The organism is Bacteroidota bacterium, assembly GCA_008933805.1.
In the GTDB taxonomy this organism is placed as follows: Bacteria; Bacteroidota; Bacteroidia; order UBA8524; family UBA8524; genus SB11.
On sequence record WBUH01000003.1, the window covers coordinates 153726 to 171549 of the forward strand.

Here is a 17824-nt window from a genome sequence, read left to right on the forward strand (position 1 = left end):
CACTTATAAAAATTTTTTCAGGTTGTTCAATTTGTTTTCCGTTTCGGCAAGCTCCATTTCAGGCACAGAGTCTTTGGTAATACCGGCTCCGGCATAGGCCACCATACCTGCATTGGTAATTTGCATACAACGCAGGTTTACAAACAAGTTGGTTTCATCACCGCAATTTACCGGGCCTAAAAAGCCTGCATAGTAACTGCGTTGGTAGTTTTCGTTAGCCAATATATATTGCATGGCCTTTTGCTTGGGCAACCCGCACACGGCAGGTGTTGGGTGCAGTCGGGGTAATAAATGAGCCGCTAACGCAGCATTATTAACTCCCTCTTTTTTAAAACTGATTTCGGTATACAAATGCTCCAACGGTCCGTTTTGTATTTTGCGCCGTGCAGCAACATCAACTTGGGTAGCTTGGTATTCGTTAAGTATTTCTTCAATATAACGCACCACCCAAAGCTGCTCTTCACTCTCTTTCTCGCTCCATTGTGCTTGGTCTTTCAGTTGTGTACCAGCCAACGCCACTGTGGTTAGTTTATCAGGGGTAACTTTTAGCAACCGCTCAGGCGTTGCTCCTATCCAAGTACCAATACCTTTAATACTCACCAACGACACAAACGCTTCGGGGTATTGACTGCAAAGGGTATTGAAAAACTGCAAGGGGCAAAATCCTTGCGGTGTAGCAAGCATGGTATTGCGTCCCAACACCACTTTATCCATTGCTCCTTGGCGGATTGACGCTACCCCATTGGCAACGTTGGTTACATATCCGACCTCTGTTTCAAGCGGCAATTGCCCGTCGGCCAAGTAATAATCACTTATGCTTGTTTGGGTAGATGTATCCACATCACTTATCTCTTCACCCGAAAGAAAAACAGCTTCCCCAGTCTCAAACGGTACAAAGGCAAAACCCGTTTGTCCTTGCTCAACTTGGAGGTATGAAAACGTTGATGGTTGAGCACACACTATCCCTTGTACCACCGCTGATGCGGGTAGTTTATACAAGGCAAAACTGTGTCCCTGTTGTTTATATCCAGCAGGATTAAATTTCAACTTTGCGGGCATATTTAGCCTCTCCGTTAATCTTCACGTTTGACATGGTAAGTCTGCTGATACACGTTAAGTTGCCCTCCTCATCCTCTATACGTATTTCCCACACTTGGGTGCTTTTGCCCACGTGGTACGGGCGGGCGGTGCCATATACATATCCTGTCATTGCGGCCTTTAGATGGTTGGCATTAATATCCAATCCTAATGCCACGTACTCGTTGCGGTCAATCACAAGATTGGCGGCCATACTGCCCACTGTTTCAGCAAGGGCAAGGCTGGCTCCGCCGTTCAGCATCTTTAGGGGCTGCCAAGTGCGATGGTCAACCGGCATACGGGCTTTCAGGTAATCTTCGGTCAGTTCAACGTATTCAATCCCAATATGTTCAGCCATTGTACCCTTGTTCAAAGCGTTTAGTTGCTCAAGCGGTGTGGTGGCGTCTAGTTTATACTTTGTTGTCATCAGGTTTTATTTTCAATTAAAATTCAAGGTGTTATTTTTACCGCCGTAAGAGAAAAAGTAGGCAAAAATCACTAATGGCTGATAAAAAAACAATTTACATTACCCGACACGGAGAAACAGAGTTTAACAGGTTAGGAATTATACAAGGCAGCGGGGTTGACAGCGAGTTAAACGAAACAGGCCGCCTGCAAGCACAGTTGTTTTATAACCACTACAAAGATACTGCTTTTGATAAGGTGTACACCTCAGCATTGCAGCGCACGTATCAAAGTGTGCAACAGTTTATTGAGGAGTTGCGCATACCCTATGAACAACTGCCCGAGTTGAATGAGATACGCTGGGGAGATTATGAGGGCAAGGCTGGAAACCCGTATTGGAGGGAAGAATATTTGAAGATGATTGGTGAATGGGAACGCGGTAATCTTGAACACCGTGTACCCAACGGCGAAAACCCATTGGAGCTGCAACAAAGGCAACGCAAGGCTTTGAACCACATTATGCAATACGAAAGCGAACAAACGGTGTTGATTTGTATGCACGGACGTGCGCTGAAAAGTTTTTTGTGCCTGCTTACCGAAACACCGTTGGAACAAATGGAACGGTTTAGCCACAGAAACCTTGGTTTATACATACTTGAGTACGAAAACGGACGTTATACTATTGTGAAGGAAAATTGTGGTAATCACCTACAAAGTGCCTGATTTTTAAGTCTATTTAAGTATTCTTGTAGTACAAAGCGAATGAAATTTACTTACTTTATAAGTGCTGTTTTTTTGCTGGCTACTGCTCCTTTATTCGGGCAAATGTCGGCTGAGGCAGATACGTTTGCGGTAGTAAAAGACTCTACCGCCACTGAAGCAGATACCATTACCCGGTATTACTTTAAAGAAGAGGATTATAAAGACAGCTTGACTGTGTATATGGAATTGTTCGGTAAGAACAAGTTTATACCCGATACCTTGCGACTACCCTTTTTTGTAGCTCTTTCATACTACCCTGAGTTGTATGCCGACAAGATTGAGATTGAGGGCAGCATTATGTCGCATACTATGCAGGCAAGGCCCACAAAGGCCAGCGTTTTTAAACGCAAAAGCAAACGCACCTACAAAATCTTTATCAATAACCGTATGGGCGTGTATAAAGGAATACACCTTGCCAAGTTGAATTTTAATATGCGTGTGGGCTTTTTCGGGCATGAACTGGCACACCTGCTCAGCTATAAAATGCGCAATGGAATGCAGTTGATTGGCATGGGCTTTAAATACATTTTCTCAAAAAAATATAAACGCCAGCTTGAACGTGAAACGGATATGGAAACGGTAAAACGTGGTTTAGGTTATCCTTTGCACGAAACTAAAAAGCTGATTTTGCACAACGAGGATGTTGAAATACCGCTGGCCTACCGTCTCAATTCTAAAAAGAATTATATGACGGATGAAGAGGTATTGGATGCTATCCGCCACATGAGTTTTGAAAACACCGCCACTCACACTGAACTAAAGAAATATTAATTGGGTAAATCTCCCTTATTATACGCAGCACGGGTAATTGCCCGTGCTGTTTTTTTATACCCTTTTGGGGGCATTCCCCTCCCCTCGTCCGAAGATTATCACCAATTCGTACCCATTCACATAAAATAAGCCCCGCTGGTGTAAAACCACTTCGGCAACAGGGTGGGTACCCATACCTTCGTATTGGATTTAGGAACATTCCTGGGGGCCTTTACAAGGGCTAACTAACTATATTGGAATTTTGGCTATTTAGGAATATTACTGAGGAATTTGTTATTGATGGAACCGAAAGAGATTTTTGAAATACTGGCTGTTTTTTTAACAGTGATATACAGCATTCCGCAGGTGGCCAAGGTTTACTTGTCTAACTTTCCCAAAGCGGTTTCGGGTATTACCACTGTGCTAATGGTATTCAGCAGCCTTTCTATGTTGCTGTTTGGTTATTTTACTACCAACATTACCGTACAATCGGCTTATTTGTTCCTGTTTTTGTTCAACCTGATTGTTTTGTTGCTCATTTTGCAAAAAGCAGGTGTAAACAAACTACGTATAGCAATCACCTCAATAGTATTTGCAGTAGCCTTGGCTTGCACTGCCATCTTTTTACCAAAAGATACATTCGGATATTTCGGCGGATTAGTTTCGAGCTTTATGGTGATACCTCAAGGCTTTAAAATGATACGTCAACGTGAAGCCACGGGAGTATCGGGACTTAGTTACCTACTAATGGCCTTTGCAAGTTTAAGCTGGCTGGCATACGGCCACCTAACTGAAAATATGTTATTGGTACTGCCCAATTTGGTGGTGTTTCCTACCGCAGCACTGGTATACATCAACGTGCTTAAGTACCGTTCTGCCAATTACTTTTACCAAAGTGTAAAGGCAGCACGCTAATTATAAAAATTCCTATTTAACAGAGCATAATCTTAAAACCCGCATCATTGCGGGTTTTTTGTTTACTACCGGTCGTATTAAACCAAAATACCCTTTTGCCCTTTTAGTGCTACTTGATATACCTGTAAACAACGTTCACGTGCAGCCTTGTGGTCAACAATCGGGCGGGGATATAACGGTGTGCCGAATTCAGGCACCCAGCGACGCACATACACCCCTTGCGGGTCAAATCTTTGCAGTTGCAATTCAGGGTTAAACACACGGAAATACGGCGCAGCATCTACGCCGCAGCCTGCCGCCCACTGCCAGCCGCCGTTGTTACTTGCCAGTTCAAAATCAAGCAGCTTTTGTGCAAAGTAGGCCTCGCCCCAGCGCCAGTCTATCAATAAATGTTTGGTTAAAAAGCTGGCCACCACCATACGCACACGGTTGTGCATATATCCCGTTTCATTCAGCTCACGCATCCCTGCATCTACCAACGGATACCCTGTTTTCCCCTCGCACCAGCGTTTAAACAGCTCTTCATCATTGCTCCATTGTATCGCATCAAACTCACGCTTAAACGAGTTACCGATTACGTGTAGGTAATGGTGCAAAATGCTCATGTAAAACTCGCGCCATATAAGCTCGTTAAAGTACTTTTCGCTTAAAAGGTGTGCCTTGGCAGCCTTCTCTCTAATGCTTACTGTTCCGAACCTGTAATGCACACTTAGTCTTGAAGTGCCGTGAATGCCCGGTATATCGCGGGTGTTAGCATAGTTTTTAATCAACTCTTGAGAAACTACCGTTGGCGGAAACGAAGCGTCAGTTGGCAAAAACCCAAGCTCTTCTATCGGCATTAGCCGTGCAGGTGGTGTTTTTATAAAATTTTCGAAGTAACGTTCAGTTGGGTAGGCTTTCAGGTAAAAATCGTTCAGTTTATTTTTCCAAACCTTACTGTACGGGGTAAACACTGTATAGGGAGTGCCGTTGGGTTTTAGCACTTCATCCCTCTCAAAAATTACTTGGTCTTTGTAGGTATGAAACGAAACCCCTGTTGTTTCCAGAAAGTCGCCTACCTGCTTATCCCGCTCGTTGGCATAAGGCTCGTAATCGTGGTTGGTGAATACTTTTTTAATACTATAAGTGCGGGTCAAGTCCTTCCAAACATCTTGCGGAGTACCGTAAAACACTTGCAGGGTGCTGCCCATTTCTTCTAACTCCGCTTTTATATGCTGTAAGGCTTGATGAATAAACATCAACCGCTTATCCGCTTTGTCTTCCAGCTTGTCTAGTATATTTCTGTCGAAAATAAAAACAGGCAATACCGGCAACCCCGATTTTAAGGCATGATACAACCCTGCGTTATCTGCCAATCGTAAATCACGCCGAAACCAAAACACACTTATTTCTGTTCCCATATCAACTGTTGGTTAATGCTGCCTTTAGCGCCGTTTCAAAATCAGTATATATAAATTTATAACCCGCATCTGCTACTTTTTTTGCCGATACATTGTGATTTACCAGCAGTTCGTAACTCATGCCGCCTAAAATAATTTTTAGTGCAAATGCAGGTGCATTGGGTAGCCACAAAGGTTTGCCAAGCAACTTTGCAAATAGTTTGGTGGCTTGGGCATTGGTGGTAGGGTTGGGTGTTACACAGTTGTACGGCCCTGTAAATCCTTCTTCAGTAATGGCTTTTAACACAATACCACACAAATCGTCGATGTGTATCCAGCTTATTTGCTGTTTACCGTTACCCAACACAGTACCGAAACCCATTTTTATAGGCTTTGCCATTTCAGGTACAAATCCTCCGTTGGGCGACAATACAATCCCTATTCTCAAAATAGTAAGGGATGTGCCAAGACTTTCTATTTTTTGAGCTTCGTTTTCCCAATCAGCACACACTTGCGATAAAAAATCTTTTGACGGTGGGGTGCTTTCATCCACCAATGAAAGGCTATCACCATAATATCCCGTAGCCGATGCTGATATTACTTTTTTTACCGCCAACTTGTTGTTTTTTATGGTTTCATACAACAAACGGGTAGAGAGTACACGGCTGTCGTAAATCTCTTTTTTGTAGGCACTTGTCCACCTGCCGCCTGCCACACTGGCACCGGCAAGGTTTATAACAACATCTACCCCATCAAACGCTCTTACATCAATTTCATCTGTCTTATAATCCCAACGGTATGTTTTAACAGGCCCGTTCAGGTTTTCCCTGCGCCCTAAGTGTGATACGGTGTACCCTTTCTGAGTTAAAAAAGATGTAAGGGCACTGCCCACCAATCCTGAGCCGCCGGTTATAAGTATGTGTTTCATCAGGTGTTAATAAAATGTAAATTATATCTTTTCAAAAAACCTACGCCGTATGTGCGTTTGGCTGTAATTTGCCTTTGAACAAATGTAATTTTTTACAACAACTATAAACAAACATGCCCGTTAAGTGTTTGTGCTATATACATTAGCAACAGCTGCACAATGTCAAGGTTCGCAATTAAAGATATAGAATGCATAACAGGCATCAAAGCCCACACCCTGCGCATTTGGGAGCAGCGGTACAATCTTGTGGTGCCCAAACGTACGGATACCAACATACGGTACTACGATGATGATGATCTGCGCTTTATTCTAAATGTTTCTATACTTAACAACTACGGCATAAAGATTTCTGAAATCGCAAAAATGTCTCGCGATAAAATACGCGAGATGGTACTGTTGGTTTCAGAAAAAGATTCACCGCACTCCGCACAGATTAAATCCCTTATCTCAGCTATGTTCAGTTTGGATGAGCAAGGGTTTAATAACATACTGTCGTCAAACATTTTAAAGCTGGGACTAGAAGATACCATTACCCAAGTGGTGTTTCCGTTTCTGCACCAGATTGGTGTGTTGTGGATGACTGAGGCAGTGCACCCCGCCCACGAGCATTTTATTACCAACCTTATCCGTCAAAAATTGTACGTGGCCATTGATGCCCAAACGGGGAAGCAAAATCCCGACGGAAAGAAATTTCTTTTGTTTTTGCCTGAGGGTGAAACCCACGAGATAGGTTTGCTGTTTGCCAATTACTTTTTGCGCGCCAGAGGACACAAAGTGGTGTACTTAGGCCAAAATTTACCTTACGGTGATTTGGGCAGGTTGTTTGATTTTTACGGGCCGGATTACGTATTGTCGTCTATCACCTCTTCGTTGGCTGAGCAAGGAGTGCAGGAGTTTGTAAACAAACTTTCTAAGTGCTGGCCCGATACAACCATATTACTTACTGGCTATATGGTGCTTAACAACGATGACCTTTGTTTCCCCTCTAATGTGCAGGTGCTAAAAGACATTACCCACCTTGGTGAATTGGTGGATGCCATCCCTGTGCGCTAACCCCGTTTCTTATCCCGCATAATTCTTATATTTTTGGGCCTTGGCAAACGGTTGCCGCATTTGTTTGTGAAGGATACTAAAAAAATTCAATCGTGGCTCATTAATGGAGCGTTTGCAGTATTGGCTGCCGTATCGCTGTACTATGCCTTTGCAGGCAAAGACTTGCAAGCTTTAGGGGCTGAACTTAAAAACGCTGATTACATTTGGGTGATTCCTGTGCTATGCTCTAGCCTGTTGGGCAGTTCAGCACGTGCTTTGCGCTGGCAGTTGTTGCTTGAGCCTGTGGCGCACAAACCCTCGTTTGGTCAATCGTTTTTTGCACTTATGTACGGTTATTTTGTAAACATAGGCACCCCGCGTGTGGGCGAATTAAGCCGTTGTATATCGTTGCAAGAAACTGCCAAAATACCTTTTGCCAAGAGCTTTGGCACTGTGTTTACCGAACGTGCCGTTGATTTGGTGTGCTTATTACTTTGCGTAGCCCTTGCCTTCGGTCTTCAAGCTGCCTTTTTGGGTGATTTTTTTAATATCCACATTTTTACCCCCATAAATGATAAAACAGGCGGTAAAGCGGTTTATATCTTTACAGGATTGGTAGTAGCCGGTATCATAGGCTTAGTGACTTTGCTTTTTATTGCCCGCAGGCTTAAGAAGCTAAATGCTGCCAACAAATTAGTGCTGTTTATCAGGGGAATTATTGAGGGACTGGTGAGTATTTTCAGCCTTAAAAAGCCGTTGTTGTTTTTGCTTTATACAGCATTGATATGGTTCAGCTATTTCTTAACCAGTTATTTGTGGTTTTTTGCCTTTGATGCTACCCAAAACCTTACCGTTGCTGCTGCATTTACAGTAATGGCTGTGGGGGCTATTGCCAAATCATTGCCCATACAGGCAGGCGGTGCAGGCTTATATCACTTTTTGGTGGGGCAGTTATTGATAATGTACAGCATAAACGGGGTAAACACACTTGCCTACGCCACGCTTAACCACGGTACTCAATTAGTGTATAATACGGTATTGGGCATTATTGCCCTTATATGGTTGTTTACGTCTAAACGCAGCGGAATTAAAAGCTGATTATTTTCACATGCTCGTTGTAGGCGCCAAAGCAGCCTAAGCCTCCTTGCACGTTGCTAAATACCAGTGTTGGTTCAGAAAACGGGTCGCCACCGTTATTCACAGCTGTTTTGTGGTACTTGTAGTAGTTTTCGTCACACGATAGTAAATACACTCTTATACCTATCGGCCTGAATGAAAAACCCATAACCGTTCCGCCTATTTGTTCATACACCTCAGCCGATAAATCATTCATCGCTATTTTTTGCCCGTCTTTGTTTTTATCCGTTTGCAAATCGCTGTACGAAGGGCCATACATAGTTTGTAAGGTTTCTTCAGGTGTTCCGTTGGTTTCAACCATACGTACAAACGACCCTGCTCTGTAATAATTAACTCCTCCGGCTATATCATTCCAACTCATATTCAACTTCACTGTTCGTGTTATTTGCCCAACATTATCGTCCCTGTTTGCAGTGGTATCCCATTTATAAGTTAACGACGCAGTATCGGCAGGATAAGGCACAGTGCAGGTAGCTTTTGCACTGCGGCCGTCTTTTGTATTAACCATCAGGGTATAGGTTTTACCCGCCACAATAGACATTTGCGAGGTATGAAGCGTGTACTTGGTACCCGATAGCCCGTCAAACAAAAGTTGCTTGGTAGTTAAGCCGTCCGAAATTTTTACATCGGCGTCTGTAATCCAACCGTTGTTATTTATGTTGCCGTTATATACAGGCCTTGTAAGGCTAACAAATACTTTTATCAATGTATCTTGGGGTGATATAAAGCTTTGCACCACCAATTTAGGCTCAATTACGGGTATATCCACATTGGTTGCATCTTGTTCGCAGGCTGCAAAACTTAGGCAAACCAATAGTGCGGTAATATTAGCTACAACTACTTTTAATTTAATCATGGTGTTTAGAATTTATAGCTTAATGAAATTGAAGGAATGATGGGGAACAACGAAATCTGTTTCAGCTTTGTAACCCCGTTTTCAGTAGACGTGTAATAGAAGAATGGATTTTTGCGGTTATACACGTTATAAAAGCTAAACTCAATGGTACGGGTGTATTTTTCGCGCACTTTATCTGCTCGTATACCTAAATCCATGCGGTGGTAGGGAGCCATGCGGAAGTTGTTCTTCTCACCATAATCTACCAAATCAATGGATGAAACTACATTGCTGGCTCCGTAAGTTGGGTCGTGCATTACACCTGTATAGTTTGCACGGGGCAATGTAATCGCCTGCCCTGTTCCGTACACCCAAGTAGCTGATAGTGATACGTTTTTGGTGATTTTATAGATACCCACTACTGATATATCGTGGCGACGGTCATAACGTGCCCAGAACTTTCTGCCGAAATTCAGTTCATCAAACTGCAATTGTGTCCAGCTAAGCGTGTAGCCTATCCAACCGCTAAATCTTCCCTTTTTCTTTTGAATCAAGAACTCAGCACCGTAACTCCAGCCCTGTCCTGTTGTAACGTTTTCTTCCCACGAATAACTATCGGCACTGGTAGGGTCGTCAAACACCAAAAAGGTAGCTCCCTCTTTATACCCCAATATGTTATTCATTTTCTTATAGTAACCTTCAACAGTTATGGCAAAGTTTTGCTTGGTAAAGTCTTTTACAAAACCCGCTGCGGCTTGCATACTGCGCTGCGGAGGGATGTTTGATGTTGCAGGCACCCACAAATCGGTTGGCAACCCTATCCCAGTATTACTCACCAAGTGCATGTATTGATTCATCACAGCAAACGATGCCTTTATGGCCATATCTTTACCAACTTGGTAAGCTGTGGCAATACGCGGTTCAGGGTTAAAGTAGTGTTTGTTGCGATTGCTAAAGTGGCTCAAACGCATACCGGCGTTTACCTTAAAGCGTTTGCCCAACCTCATATCATCTTCTATATACAAACCGTTTTCAAATCCGTTGATGCTCTTTTTAGAGTTTAGGCTTTCGTTTGCAAAAGTGTTTTTATATACCACCGCACTTGGGGTAAACGTGTGCAGGGTTGAAGTAACCCCCATTTTTACATGGTGGCCGTTAACGGGGTAATAATCAAAATCGTACTTAATGCCGTAATCACGGATTTGCGAATAAAAGCGCAACTCAAATTGGTTGTTGCTTGATTTTTCAACTGTTGTAGCTCCTACTAAAAACCTGTAATTACTAAAGATGGCCGATGCATTACCAAATAGTTTGTTTGAAAACTCGTGGTTCCATCTGGCTGTAGCAGTGGCATTTCCCCACTCAAACCTAAAGGTATTTCTGGTTGAGGTGTTATTGGTGCTGGCGTAAAATTTATCCTTACCAAAATAACCGCTTAGGTACACTTTGTCTTTTTTGCCTAAGTCGTAGTTTATTTTAGCGTTCAAATCGTAAAAGTAGTACCCGCCTTTCTCGTTACCGGTCATAAACGGCTGCATAAGCGCATCAATGTATGTTCTGCGGCCTGATACAATAAACGATGATTTGTTTTTCTTTAACGGGCCTTCAATAGTAAACCTTGATGATATAAGGCCAATACCTACTTCGCCGCTGTATTTTTCTTTGTGTCCTTCTTTCATGTGCAAATCAAGCACTGATGAAAGCCTTCCGCCGTAACGGGCAGGAAATCCCCCCTTTATCAATTCAACACTTTTCAAGGCATCGCCGTTAAACAACGAAAAGAACCCGAAAAGGTGAAAGGCATTGTACACGGGAGCACCATCAAGTATAATAAGGTTTTGGTCGGGACCGCCACCGCGTACATAAAAGCCGCTTTGTCCTTCGCTGCCCTTTTGTACACCGGGCATTAGTTGTATTACTTTAAGCACATCTTTTTCTCCCAGCAATGCAGGTATTTCTTTTATCTGCTCCACCGGAATATCAATGCTGCTCATTTGTGTTTTGCTGCTCTCCTTCACCACACTTTCAGCCACAACTTCTACAGCAGTTACTTCTTTTATCCCGTCTAGGGCAACGTTTATTTCTTTGTCCGAGGTAAGTTCAACATCTATCAGTTGGGTTTCGTAGCTGATGTATGAATAGGCCAGTTTGTAGGTTCCTTTGGGTAACGACAGCGAATAGAAACCATAGGCATTGGTAGTGGTTCCCAGCGAGGTACCGGGTATGTATATATTTACACCTAACAGCAATTCGCCGCTGCCTTTTTCAGTCACATAACCACTGATGGTAAGCGTGGGCTTGCCCGCATTTTTCTTGCGCATCAACACCACTTGCCCGTTCAGTTCTTTGTAGGTAACTGTGTTGTGCAGTATGGCATCCAGTACTTGCGAAAGAGGCTTGTTTTGCACGTTAATGCTCACAAGATTACTTACGGGCACCATGCTTTCGCTGTATGAGAATTTTATGTCGTGTTTAGCCCCAATTTCTGCAAGGGCTTTCTTCAGGGAAATTTGTTTGGCCTTGTAGGTTATTTGTTTGTTTAGCAAAACTATCTCAGTAGCCTTGCTGCTTACTGTTACCAGTAATAAAATAACAAGCGGAAGAAGGCGCAGCAGTGTTGTTTTGTTTGTTTTCACTTGTTTGTAGGGGAATTGGGCCGCTATTCGCAAGTTTCTCCCTTAATGTGGTATGCGCCATCCTTCTCTTCTATCTCAATAGGTAATACTGATGATAGAATTTCAATCACTTCTCCAAGGGTTGGGTTATTAAAACTGGCTGTAATACGGCAGGTTTCTAATTTTTTATCGTCGATAACCACATTGGCATTAAACCAGCGGTTAACGGTTGCTGTAGCTTGTGAAAGTGTGATGTTGTTAAAATCCATCACGTTTTTGCGCCACTCGTTATGCTTATCGGGCATAGGCATTGATTGCAAGCGATGCGATGTTTTGCCGTAAATGGCCATATTACCGGGCAACAGCTCTACAAGGTTACTATCGCTGTACACAGCTACTTTACCCTCATCCAAAGCAACGGCTATTTCATCATTATCAGGGTAGGCCATCACGTTAAACGATGTACCCAGTACTTTGGTAACTAACTCACCTGTATGTACCATAAATGGTTTGGTTTCGTCACGCTTCACTTCAAAGTAAGCTTCACCGTCAACGTAAACTTCGCGGGTACTGCCGCTAAAATCCTCGGGATACTTAATGGTACTTTCAGCATTCAGCCACACGGTGCTTCCGTCAGCAAGCGCTAATTGACGTTTTTCGCCCTTTTTGGTTGAAATTTCAACCATCTTCACTACGGTTTCGCTACCGCTGTTGTAGTTAAGTACATAAAATGATACCACGCCTAAAATAATTACTGCAGCTGCGGCTGCACGGGTTAATATGTATGAAAGTGATTTACGTTTGGGTTGGGTTGTTGTTGCTTGTTGCAACCTGCCCTTAACTTTTTGCCATGCGGCTTCGGTTTCCTGTACTTCGGCTAAAGGGCGTACCTGTCCGGTTTCGTCCCACATATTTTTAAGCCTCACAAAAAGGCCTTTGTTCTCGGTACTCTCGCCAATCCACGACTCTATCATCCTTGCTTCTTCGGGAGTGCACTGGTGCGAAAGGTATTTGCCAATTAGTACAGGTGTTATCATATCGTCAAAATTAATATGGGGAAAGGTACATTGCACCTTTCCCCTAAGTTTTTATTTCACAGTTATAAAAGTCATGTTCGCAGTTTCGCGTTTACCCTCATCAGTCTCAAACTTGGTTTCAACTCGCAATGTATCCGCAGTTAGTTTAAGGATTTTTAAAGTATCGGTTGATTCTGACACTATCGCTGTTTCATTGTTAATGAATGACCATGCTGAAGTTTCGACTTGTGGGTCTGAGGGGTCACATTTTGTAGCACCTTCATCATCAATTACGGTGAAGTTGGTTTTAAAGGTCATAAAATCGTCTTTTTGGCAAGCTGGCAAAAAGCCAATGTAATCCATAGTACCTACTTTCATCGAGGTCATTCTCCAACTTTTTGCAGTTAAAAGTTGTGTTTTTGTGGGAGCCGGAGCCGGTGAAGGGGTTGGGTTTTCATCGGCATCTTTCTTACATGATGTTGCTGTTAAGGCAAGGGCAGCTACGGCTACCAACATTAGTTTGATTTGATTTTTCATAGTTTTAGTTTGTAAGCAGATTAATTGTTGTTTTCTAATAGTTTGTTTGGTGTTTGAAATTAGTTGTTTGTTCCTTGTTCGGTTGGTTGAACTTCGTCGCAGTCGCCACCGGTGCATGAGCTAAACATTGTGATTGCAAATGCGGCAATTAGAGCGGCTAACATAACTTTGGTTTTCATAGTTTTCATTTGTTTATTGTTTTTATAGTTTGTGTTTACATAAGCATATACACAAACACCCCCACCTACCCCCAAGGCTGGTAAGAAAAAAATTTAAGAAATTTTATAATTAATTGATTATCAATTAAAAAAGATAAGAAACAAAGGAAAGTATTCTTTCAATTCCACTTTTAGCACTTTAAGGGCACGACCAATTTGATTCTCTACAGTTTTTGGTGCAATATCCAGTGCTTCGGCAATTTCTTTATAGCTCAACCCCTCGTGGCGGCTAAGCTGAAAGATAATTCGGCATTGCTCCGGCAATTTATCAATGGCTTGTTCAATAGCGCGGTGCATCTCTTTAAAGTTAACCGCAGCCTCGGTGCGGCTATCAGCAACTAATTGCTCCTGCCAAATCTCATCATCGTCGATAGAGTGGGTTTTCTTTTTGGCCTTGATATGATTAAGGCATCGGTTGCGTACCGCCGTTATCAGATAGTTTTTAAAAGACGCATCGGGATTAACATTGCTACGCTTTTCCCAAATGTTTACAAAGGCATCCTGAACCAGCTCTTCGGCTTGTTCCAAGTCATCCAACATGTATTGGGCTACCTTGCGCAGCATTTGGTAATACCGCTTAAAAAGGGTTTCAAAGGCCTTCTCGTTGCCATTTATAAACTGCTCTACTAAAGCCTTATCGTTTACTTGCGCGGTTAATGTTGATGCACTTGCCTCTTGCATGAAATGCAAATATCACTTATTTGTTACTGACTACAAAGTATTTGAAAACGCTGCTGTATGCACATTTATTATTTTTTGGCTTTGTCTTTTCCTTCCTTGGTCATGGCAAAACTGCGTGTCATGGTTTTAATGTGTTGCACTTTACGAAACCTGAGTGCCGACCAATCTTCATCTACAGCCACCATCCTAACCCCTTCAAAGCCTTGTTTCCCAACCAACTGCCAACCGTTATCGCGGTTAAACTCACACTTATACCGTTTTGAAGTACCCTTGGGGTACACAAACCACACTACCCCATCACCTTCTATTTTGGGTAATATCGTTTGGGCAACTTCGTCTACTTCACTCTGTTTGGTACAAAAGGCCATCAAAAACTGCACTGACTTTGCCTTAGCTGCATCAGTAATTACGTCGGCTGTAATCCCGAAATCGGTAATCAGGTATTGCAAATCTTCGGGCAGGCTTATTATTACTACCTCGCTTTGAGCCTTATAATTCAGCTTTTTCAGTAAGGGTGTCATAGGTTGTAATTTTGTAACATTACAAAGCTAATTAGTCAGGTTTCTTTTCCCGCATTGGGCGCCAAAAAATACCACCTACATTGCGCGCCCACATTTCCAAGATCTTATTCATTTTTACACATTCGCTAAATTGAGGAAGAGCTGAAGGAGAATGATAATAGTAAAACCTGTACTTGCTAGGGGTAGCATATTCAACTGAGTATATTGTTCCGTCTGATATGCCCACATTTTCCATGCCTTTAATCTCGTCATTAGAAGGGAGGGTCAGTAAGCCTTCTTTATTCATACTATCCAGCAACATATTCCAATCACATTTAGGTTTCACCGAGTATAGCTGTACACTGTCAACTATATACCGGTAAAATTTAAAATTATTTAATGACTCATCATGCCCCCAGATATTGTACTGCATACACTGCCAGTTATTCTCCGCTTTTTTTAAGGTATATAATATGGCTGGCTGAGCAATTGTAATTTCACTCCACAACCTCAACTCAAAACTATCAACCCCGTCCTCCAACCTTGTAAGGGATAATTGTTCGCTTACCATATTTTTATAGCGGTAGTAAAAATGGAGACTGTCCGCGCCTCTTGGTTTGGGAAGTTCATAGATAAATGTTTTTTCTTCTTTAGATTTTGCTGGATCACAAGCCCAAAAACTAAGGAGTAGAGTGAAAAGTACAAGATGTACATTTTTGTTCATCAGATAAAACGGCTTTTATCTAATACGTATCGGCTATGGTAAAAAGTACTACGATAATGAATATTAAAAAGATATTGAACAGCGTAAGTACGAAGAAAAACAACTTATTGTGGGTTTCCTTCAGCATAATGCACAGTACTAGGGGAGCAATTGTAAATATCAGTGTTACCAACCCTATTTGGTACAGAAAGGCTACTTCGGGCTCATACATGTTATCGCTTTCGCTAAATGCATTAAACCCCAAGTGTGAAAACAATATCCATGTGGTAATAAGTAGAACGCACAAAACAAGGTTCACCAGTTTCAGAAACACGTATAAACTTTTACCCATATAATGAAGCGAATTTATTGCACCCGACGCATGCCACCAAATAAAAACATTACGCACATTGTGTAATTGAATGCACGATGCTAAGTATTTGAAACAGTTGTTTAAGCATTATGGGTAGGTGAGAATGTCTTATACTTCTTTGGCCGGAACTCCTATTAGTGTTACATTATCGCCACAATTTTTTACAACCAATGCCATTGCGCCAATCTTTACATTACTTCCAATTGTTATTGGCCCCAAAACCACTGCATTGGCTCCCATTGAGCAATTATCTCCCAAAACTATTTGCCGGGGTTTAACTTCAGTTTTTGCACCAATTACATTTCCACCAGTGAGAGTAAGGTTTTTACCAATTAGCGATTTGCCTGATACAACTACCCCCATCGAGCAGTGAAGAATATTAATACCGGGGCCTATTTCTGCCTCATAATGTATATCAATATTTGAGTAAGCCTGCCAAATATTGAACAATGGTATCAGAGGTATACGGATTATACGGTACGTTTTCCCAAAAAACAAAAATAGACTTCTATCCAACCGATATGAGAAGATACCACAAAAACTACGGTTAAGCCATATAAAAGCAACGCGTAATTTTTTTTTACCTGCCATTCTTTTAACATCACCTGCAAAAAAACGTAGTTGAGTTAACATATAAAATTTGACTTTACCAGAGTTAGAGGACGAAAATAGTCACAAAAGAACCATAATAAAAACACCCCCTTTACTGATAAACAACAAAGAGGGTGCGTGTATAGTTTGCTAAAAGTAATTAGGCAGTTTGTGAGCCTAATACTTCATCAACATTATTCATAGGAAGGTTAAAGGCGTCAGCCACACCTTGGTAAACCACTTTACCGTTTACCACGTTCAAACCAAGTTTCAATTCTTCGTTATCACGGCAGGCAGCAACCCATCCTTTGTTTGCCAACTGTATTGCGTATGGCAAGGTAGCGTTGGTAAGTGCAAGTGTGCTGGTATAAGGCACAGCACCGGGCATATTTGCTACACAGTAGTGTACGATATCATCAATGATATAAGTAGGATCTTCGTGTGTAGTTGGCTTACAAGTTTCGATACAACCACCTTGGTCTACAGCAACGTCAACCAACACAGTACCCGGCTTCATCATTTTCAACATATCACGGGTGATAAGGTGTGGAGCTTTAGCACCGGGTATCAATACAGCACCGATGATAAGGTCGGCACGTTGAATCATAGCACGGATGTTATACTCGTTGCTCATCATGGTATCCACGTTAGCAGGCATAATATCATCCAACTGACGAAGGCGTGGCAACGATACATCCATAATGGTTACGTGTGCGCCCAAACCGGCAGCCATTTTAGCAGCTTGTGTACCTACAATACCACCGCCAAGTACAAGTACTTCAGCAGGTTTAACACCGGGAACACCGCCCAACAAAATACCACGACCTTTCAAAGGTTTTTCAAGGTATTTAGCTCCTTCTTGGATTGACATACGACCGGCTACTTCGCTCATAGGAACTAGCAAAGGCAAGCTACGGTCTTTTTTCTCAACTGTTTCATACGCCAAACAAACCGCACCGCTTTCAATCATTGCGTGGGTTAGAGGCTCGTATGAAGCAAAGTGGAAGTATGTGAATACCAGTTGGTTTTTCTTTATAAGTTTATATTCTGATTGGATAGGTTCTTTTACCTTGATAATCATTTCAGCAATGCCGTACACTTCTTCAATAGTAGGAAGCATTTTAGCACCGGCACTTGAGTAATCCTCATCAGCAAAGCCGCTGCCAACACCGGCAGTTGATTGCACATACACGGTGTGGCCGTGTTTCATAAGTTCTTTAACGCCCGCGGGGGTAACTGCCACACGGTTTTCGTTGTTTTTTATCTCTTTAGGAACTCCTATTATCATGATATGAATTTTTGGTGCGCAAAAATAGGCTTTTATTTGAGTTGAAAAGCTAAAGTTTTACGCTAAAATTTTTGGTATAAGC

The 17824-nt window shown here is 42.3% G+C and carries 19 protein-coding genes; 5 read left to right on the forward strand and 14 right to left on the reverse strand.

Annotated elements, in window-relative coordinates:
* Window positions 1-3 precede the first annotated feature (3 nt).
* On the reverse strand, window positions 4-1059 hold the full coding sequence (locus tag F9K23_04605; GenBank protein KAB2917668.1) for an isochorismate synthase: 1056 nt from the start codon (window positions 1057-1059) through the stop codon (window positions 4-6).
* Window positions 1037-1504 (reverse strand): hotdog fold thioesterase, encoded by a 468-nt coding sequence (locus tag F9K23_04610; protein KAB2917669.1) that lies wholly within the window; start codon window positions 1502-1504, stop codon window positions 1037-1039. Before F9K23_04610 ends, F9K23_04605 begins: the two co-directional genes overlap by 23 nt.
* 74 nt (window positions 1505-1578) lie before the next feature.
* Between F9K23_04610 and F9K23_04615 the strand changes: the two genes are divergently transcribed.
* The 3 genes from F9K23_04615 to F9K23_04625 all read left to right on the forward strand — a co-directional run bounded on the left by F9K23_04615 (window position 1579) and on the right by F9K23_04625 (window position 3909).
* Window positions 1579-2205 (forward strand): histidine phosphatase family protein, encoded by a 627-nt coding sequence (locus F9K23_04615; GenBank protein ID KAB2917670.1) that lies wholly within the window; start codon window positions 1579-1581, stop codon window positions 2203-2205.
* Between the two features lie 39 nt (window positions 2206-2244).
* The gene (locus tag F9K23_04620) at window positions 2245-3015 is read left to right on the forward strand and encodes a hypothetical protein (protein KAB2917671.1); all 771 of its coding nucleotides are present in this window, start codon (window positions 2245-2247) and stop codon (window positions 3013-3015) included.
* 279 nt (window positions 3016-3294) lie between these two features.
* Entirely contained in the window at window positions 3295-3909 is a 615-nt protein-coding gene (locus F9K23_04625; protein ID KAB2917672.1) for a hypothetical protein, read from the forward strand.
* Window positions 3910-3986: 77 nt separating this feature from the next.
* Here the strand turns inward: F9K23_04625 and F9K23_04630 are convergent, their stop codons facing one another.
* A complete protein-coding gene (locus tag F9K23_04630; protein KAB2917673.1) occupies window positions 3987-5309 on the reverse strand; it encodes a deoxyribodipyrimidine photo-lyase in 1323 nt (440 codons plus the stop codon).
* A 1-nt stretch (window position 5310) separates the two neighbouring features.
* The gene (locus F9K23_04635; protein KAB2917674.1) at window positions 5311-6216 is read right to left on the reverse strand and encodes a TIGR01777 family protein; all 906 of its coding nucleotides are present in this window, start codon (window positions 6214-6216) and stop codon (window positions 5311-5313) included.
* Between the two features lie 159 nt (window positions 6217-6375).
* Here F9K23_04635 and F9K23_04640 point away from each other — a divergent pair, with 159 nt between their 5' ends.
* A complete protein-coding gene (locus tag F9K23_04640; GenBank protein ID KAB2917675.1) occupies window positions 6376-7269 on the forward strand; it encodes a MerR family transcriptional regulator in 894 nt (297 codons plus the stop codon).
* A gap of 18 nt (window positions 7270-7287) precedes the next feature.
* Window positions 7288-8346 (forward strand): flippase-like domain-containing protein, encoded by a 1059-nt coding sequence (locus F9K23_04645; protein ID KAB2917676.1) that lies wholly within the window; start codon window positions 7288-7290, stop codon window positions 8344-8346.
* On the opposite strand, the gene F9K23_04650 is transcribed toward F9K23_04645, so the two are convergent.
* The 10 genes from F9K23_04650 to ald all read right to left on the reverse strand — a co-directional run bounded on the left by F9K23_04650 (window position 8336) and on the right by ald (window position 17742).
* Complete coding sequence (locus F9K23_04650; GenBank protein KAB2917677.1) at window positions 8336-9241, reverse strand: DUF4249 domain-containing protein; 906 nt, start codon at window positions 9239-9241, stop codon at window positions 8336-8338. The two genes, F9K23_04645 and F9K23_04650, sit on opposite strands and share 11 nt — an antisense overlap.
* 5 nt (window positions 9242-9246) lie before the next feature.
* Complete coding sequence (locus F9K23_04655; protein ID KAB2917769.1) at window positions 9247-11541, reverse strand: TonB-dependent receptor; 2295 nt, start codon at window positions 11539-11541, stop codon at window positions 9247-9249.
* A 338-nt stretch (window positions 11542-11879) separates the two neighbouring features.
* On the reverse strand, window positions 11880-12872 hold the full coding sequence (locus tag F9K23_04660) for a DUF4974 domain-containing protein (protein ID KAB2917678.1): 993 nt from the start codon (window positions 12870-12872) through the stop codon (window positions 11880-11882).
* A 51-nt stretch (window positions 12873-12923) separates the two neighbouring features.
* A complete protein-coding gene (locus F9K23_04665) occupies window positions 12924-13388 on the reverse strand; it encodes a hypothetical protein (protein KAB2917679.1) in 465 nt (154 codons plus the stop codon).
* Between the two features lie 299 nt (window positions 13389-13687).
* Entirely contained in the window at window positions 13688-14287 is a 600-nt protein-coding gene (locus F9K23_04670) for an RNA polymerase sigma-70 factor (GenBank protein ID KAB2917680.1), read from the reverse strand.
* A 68-nt stretch (window positions 14288-14355) separates the two neighbouring features.
* The gene (locus F9K23_04675) at window positions 14356-14808 is read right to left on the reverse strand and encodes a hypothetical protein (GenBank protein KAB2917681.1); all 453 of its coding nucleotides are present in this window, start codon (window positions 14806-14808) and stop codon (window positions 14356-14358) included.
* A gap of 31 nt (window positions 14809-14839) precedes the next feature.
* Window positions 14840-15358, reverse strand: a complete 519-nt coding sequence (locus tag F9K23_04680; protein ID KAB2917682.1) for a hypothetical protein — start codon at window positions 15356-15358, stop codon at window positions 14840-14842.
* A gap of 172 nt (window positions 15359-15530) precedes the next feature.
* Window positions 15531-15842 (reverse strand): hypothetical protein, encoded by a 312-nt coding sequence (locus F9K23_04685; GenBank protein ID KAB2917683.1) that lies wholly within the window; start codon window positions 15840-15842, stop codon window positions 15531-15533.
* 129 nt (window positions 15843-15971) lie between these two features.
* Window positions 15972-16496, reverse strand: a complete 525-nt coding sequence (locus tag F9K23_04690; GenBank protein ID KAB2917684.1) for a serine acetyltransferase — start codon at window positions 16494-16496, stop codon at window positions 15972-15974.
* Between the two features lie 118 nt (window positions 16497-16614).
* Window positions 16615-17742, reverse strand: a complete 1128-nt coding sequence (ald, locus tag F9K23_04695) for an alanine dehydrogenase (GenBank protein KAB2917685.1) — start codon at window positions 17740-17742, stop codon at window positions 16615-16617.
* Window positions 17743-17824: the final 82 nt, after the last annotated feature.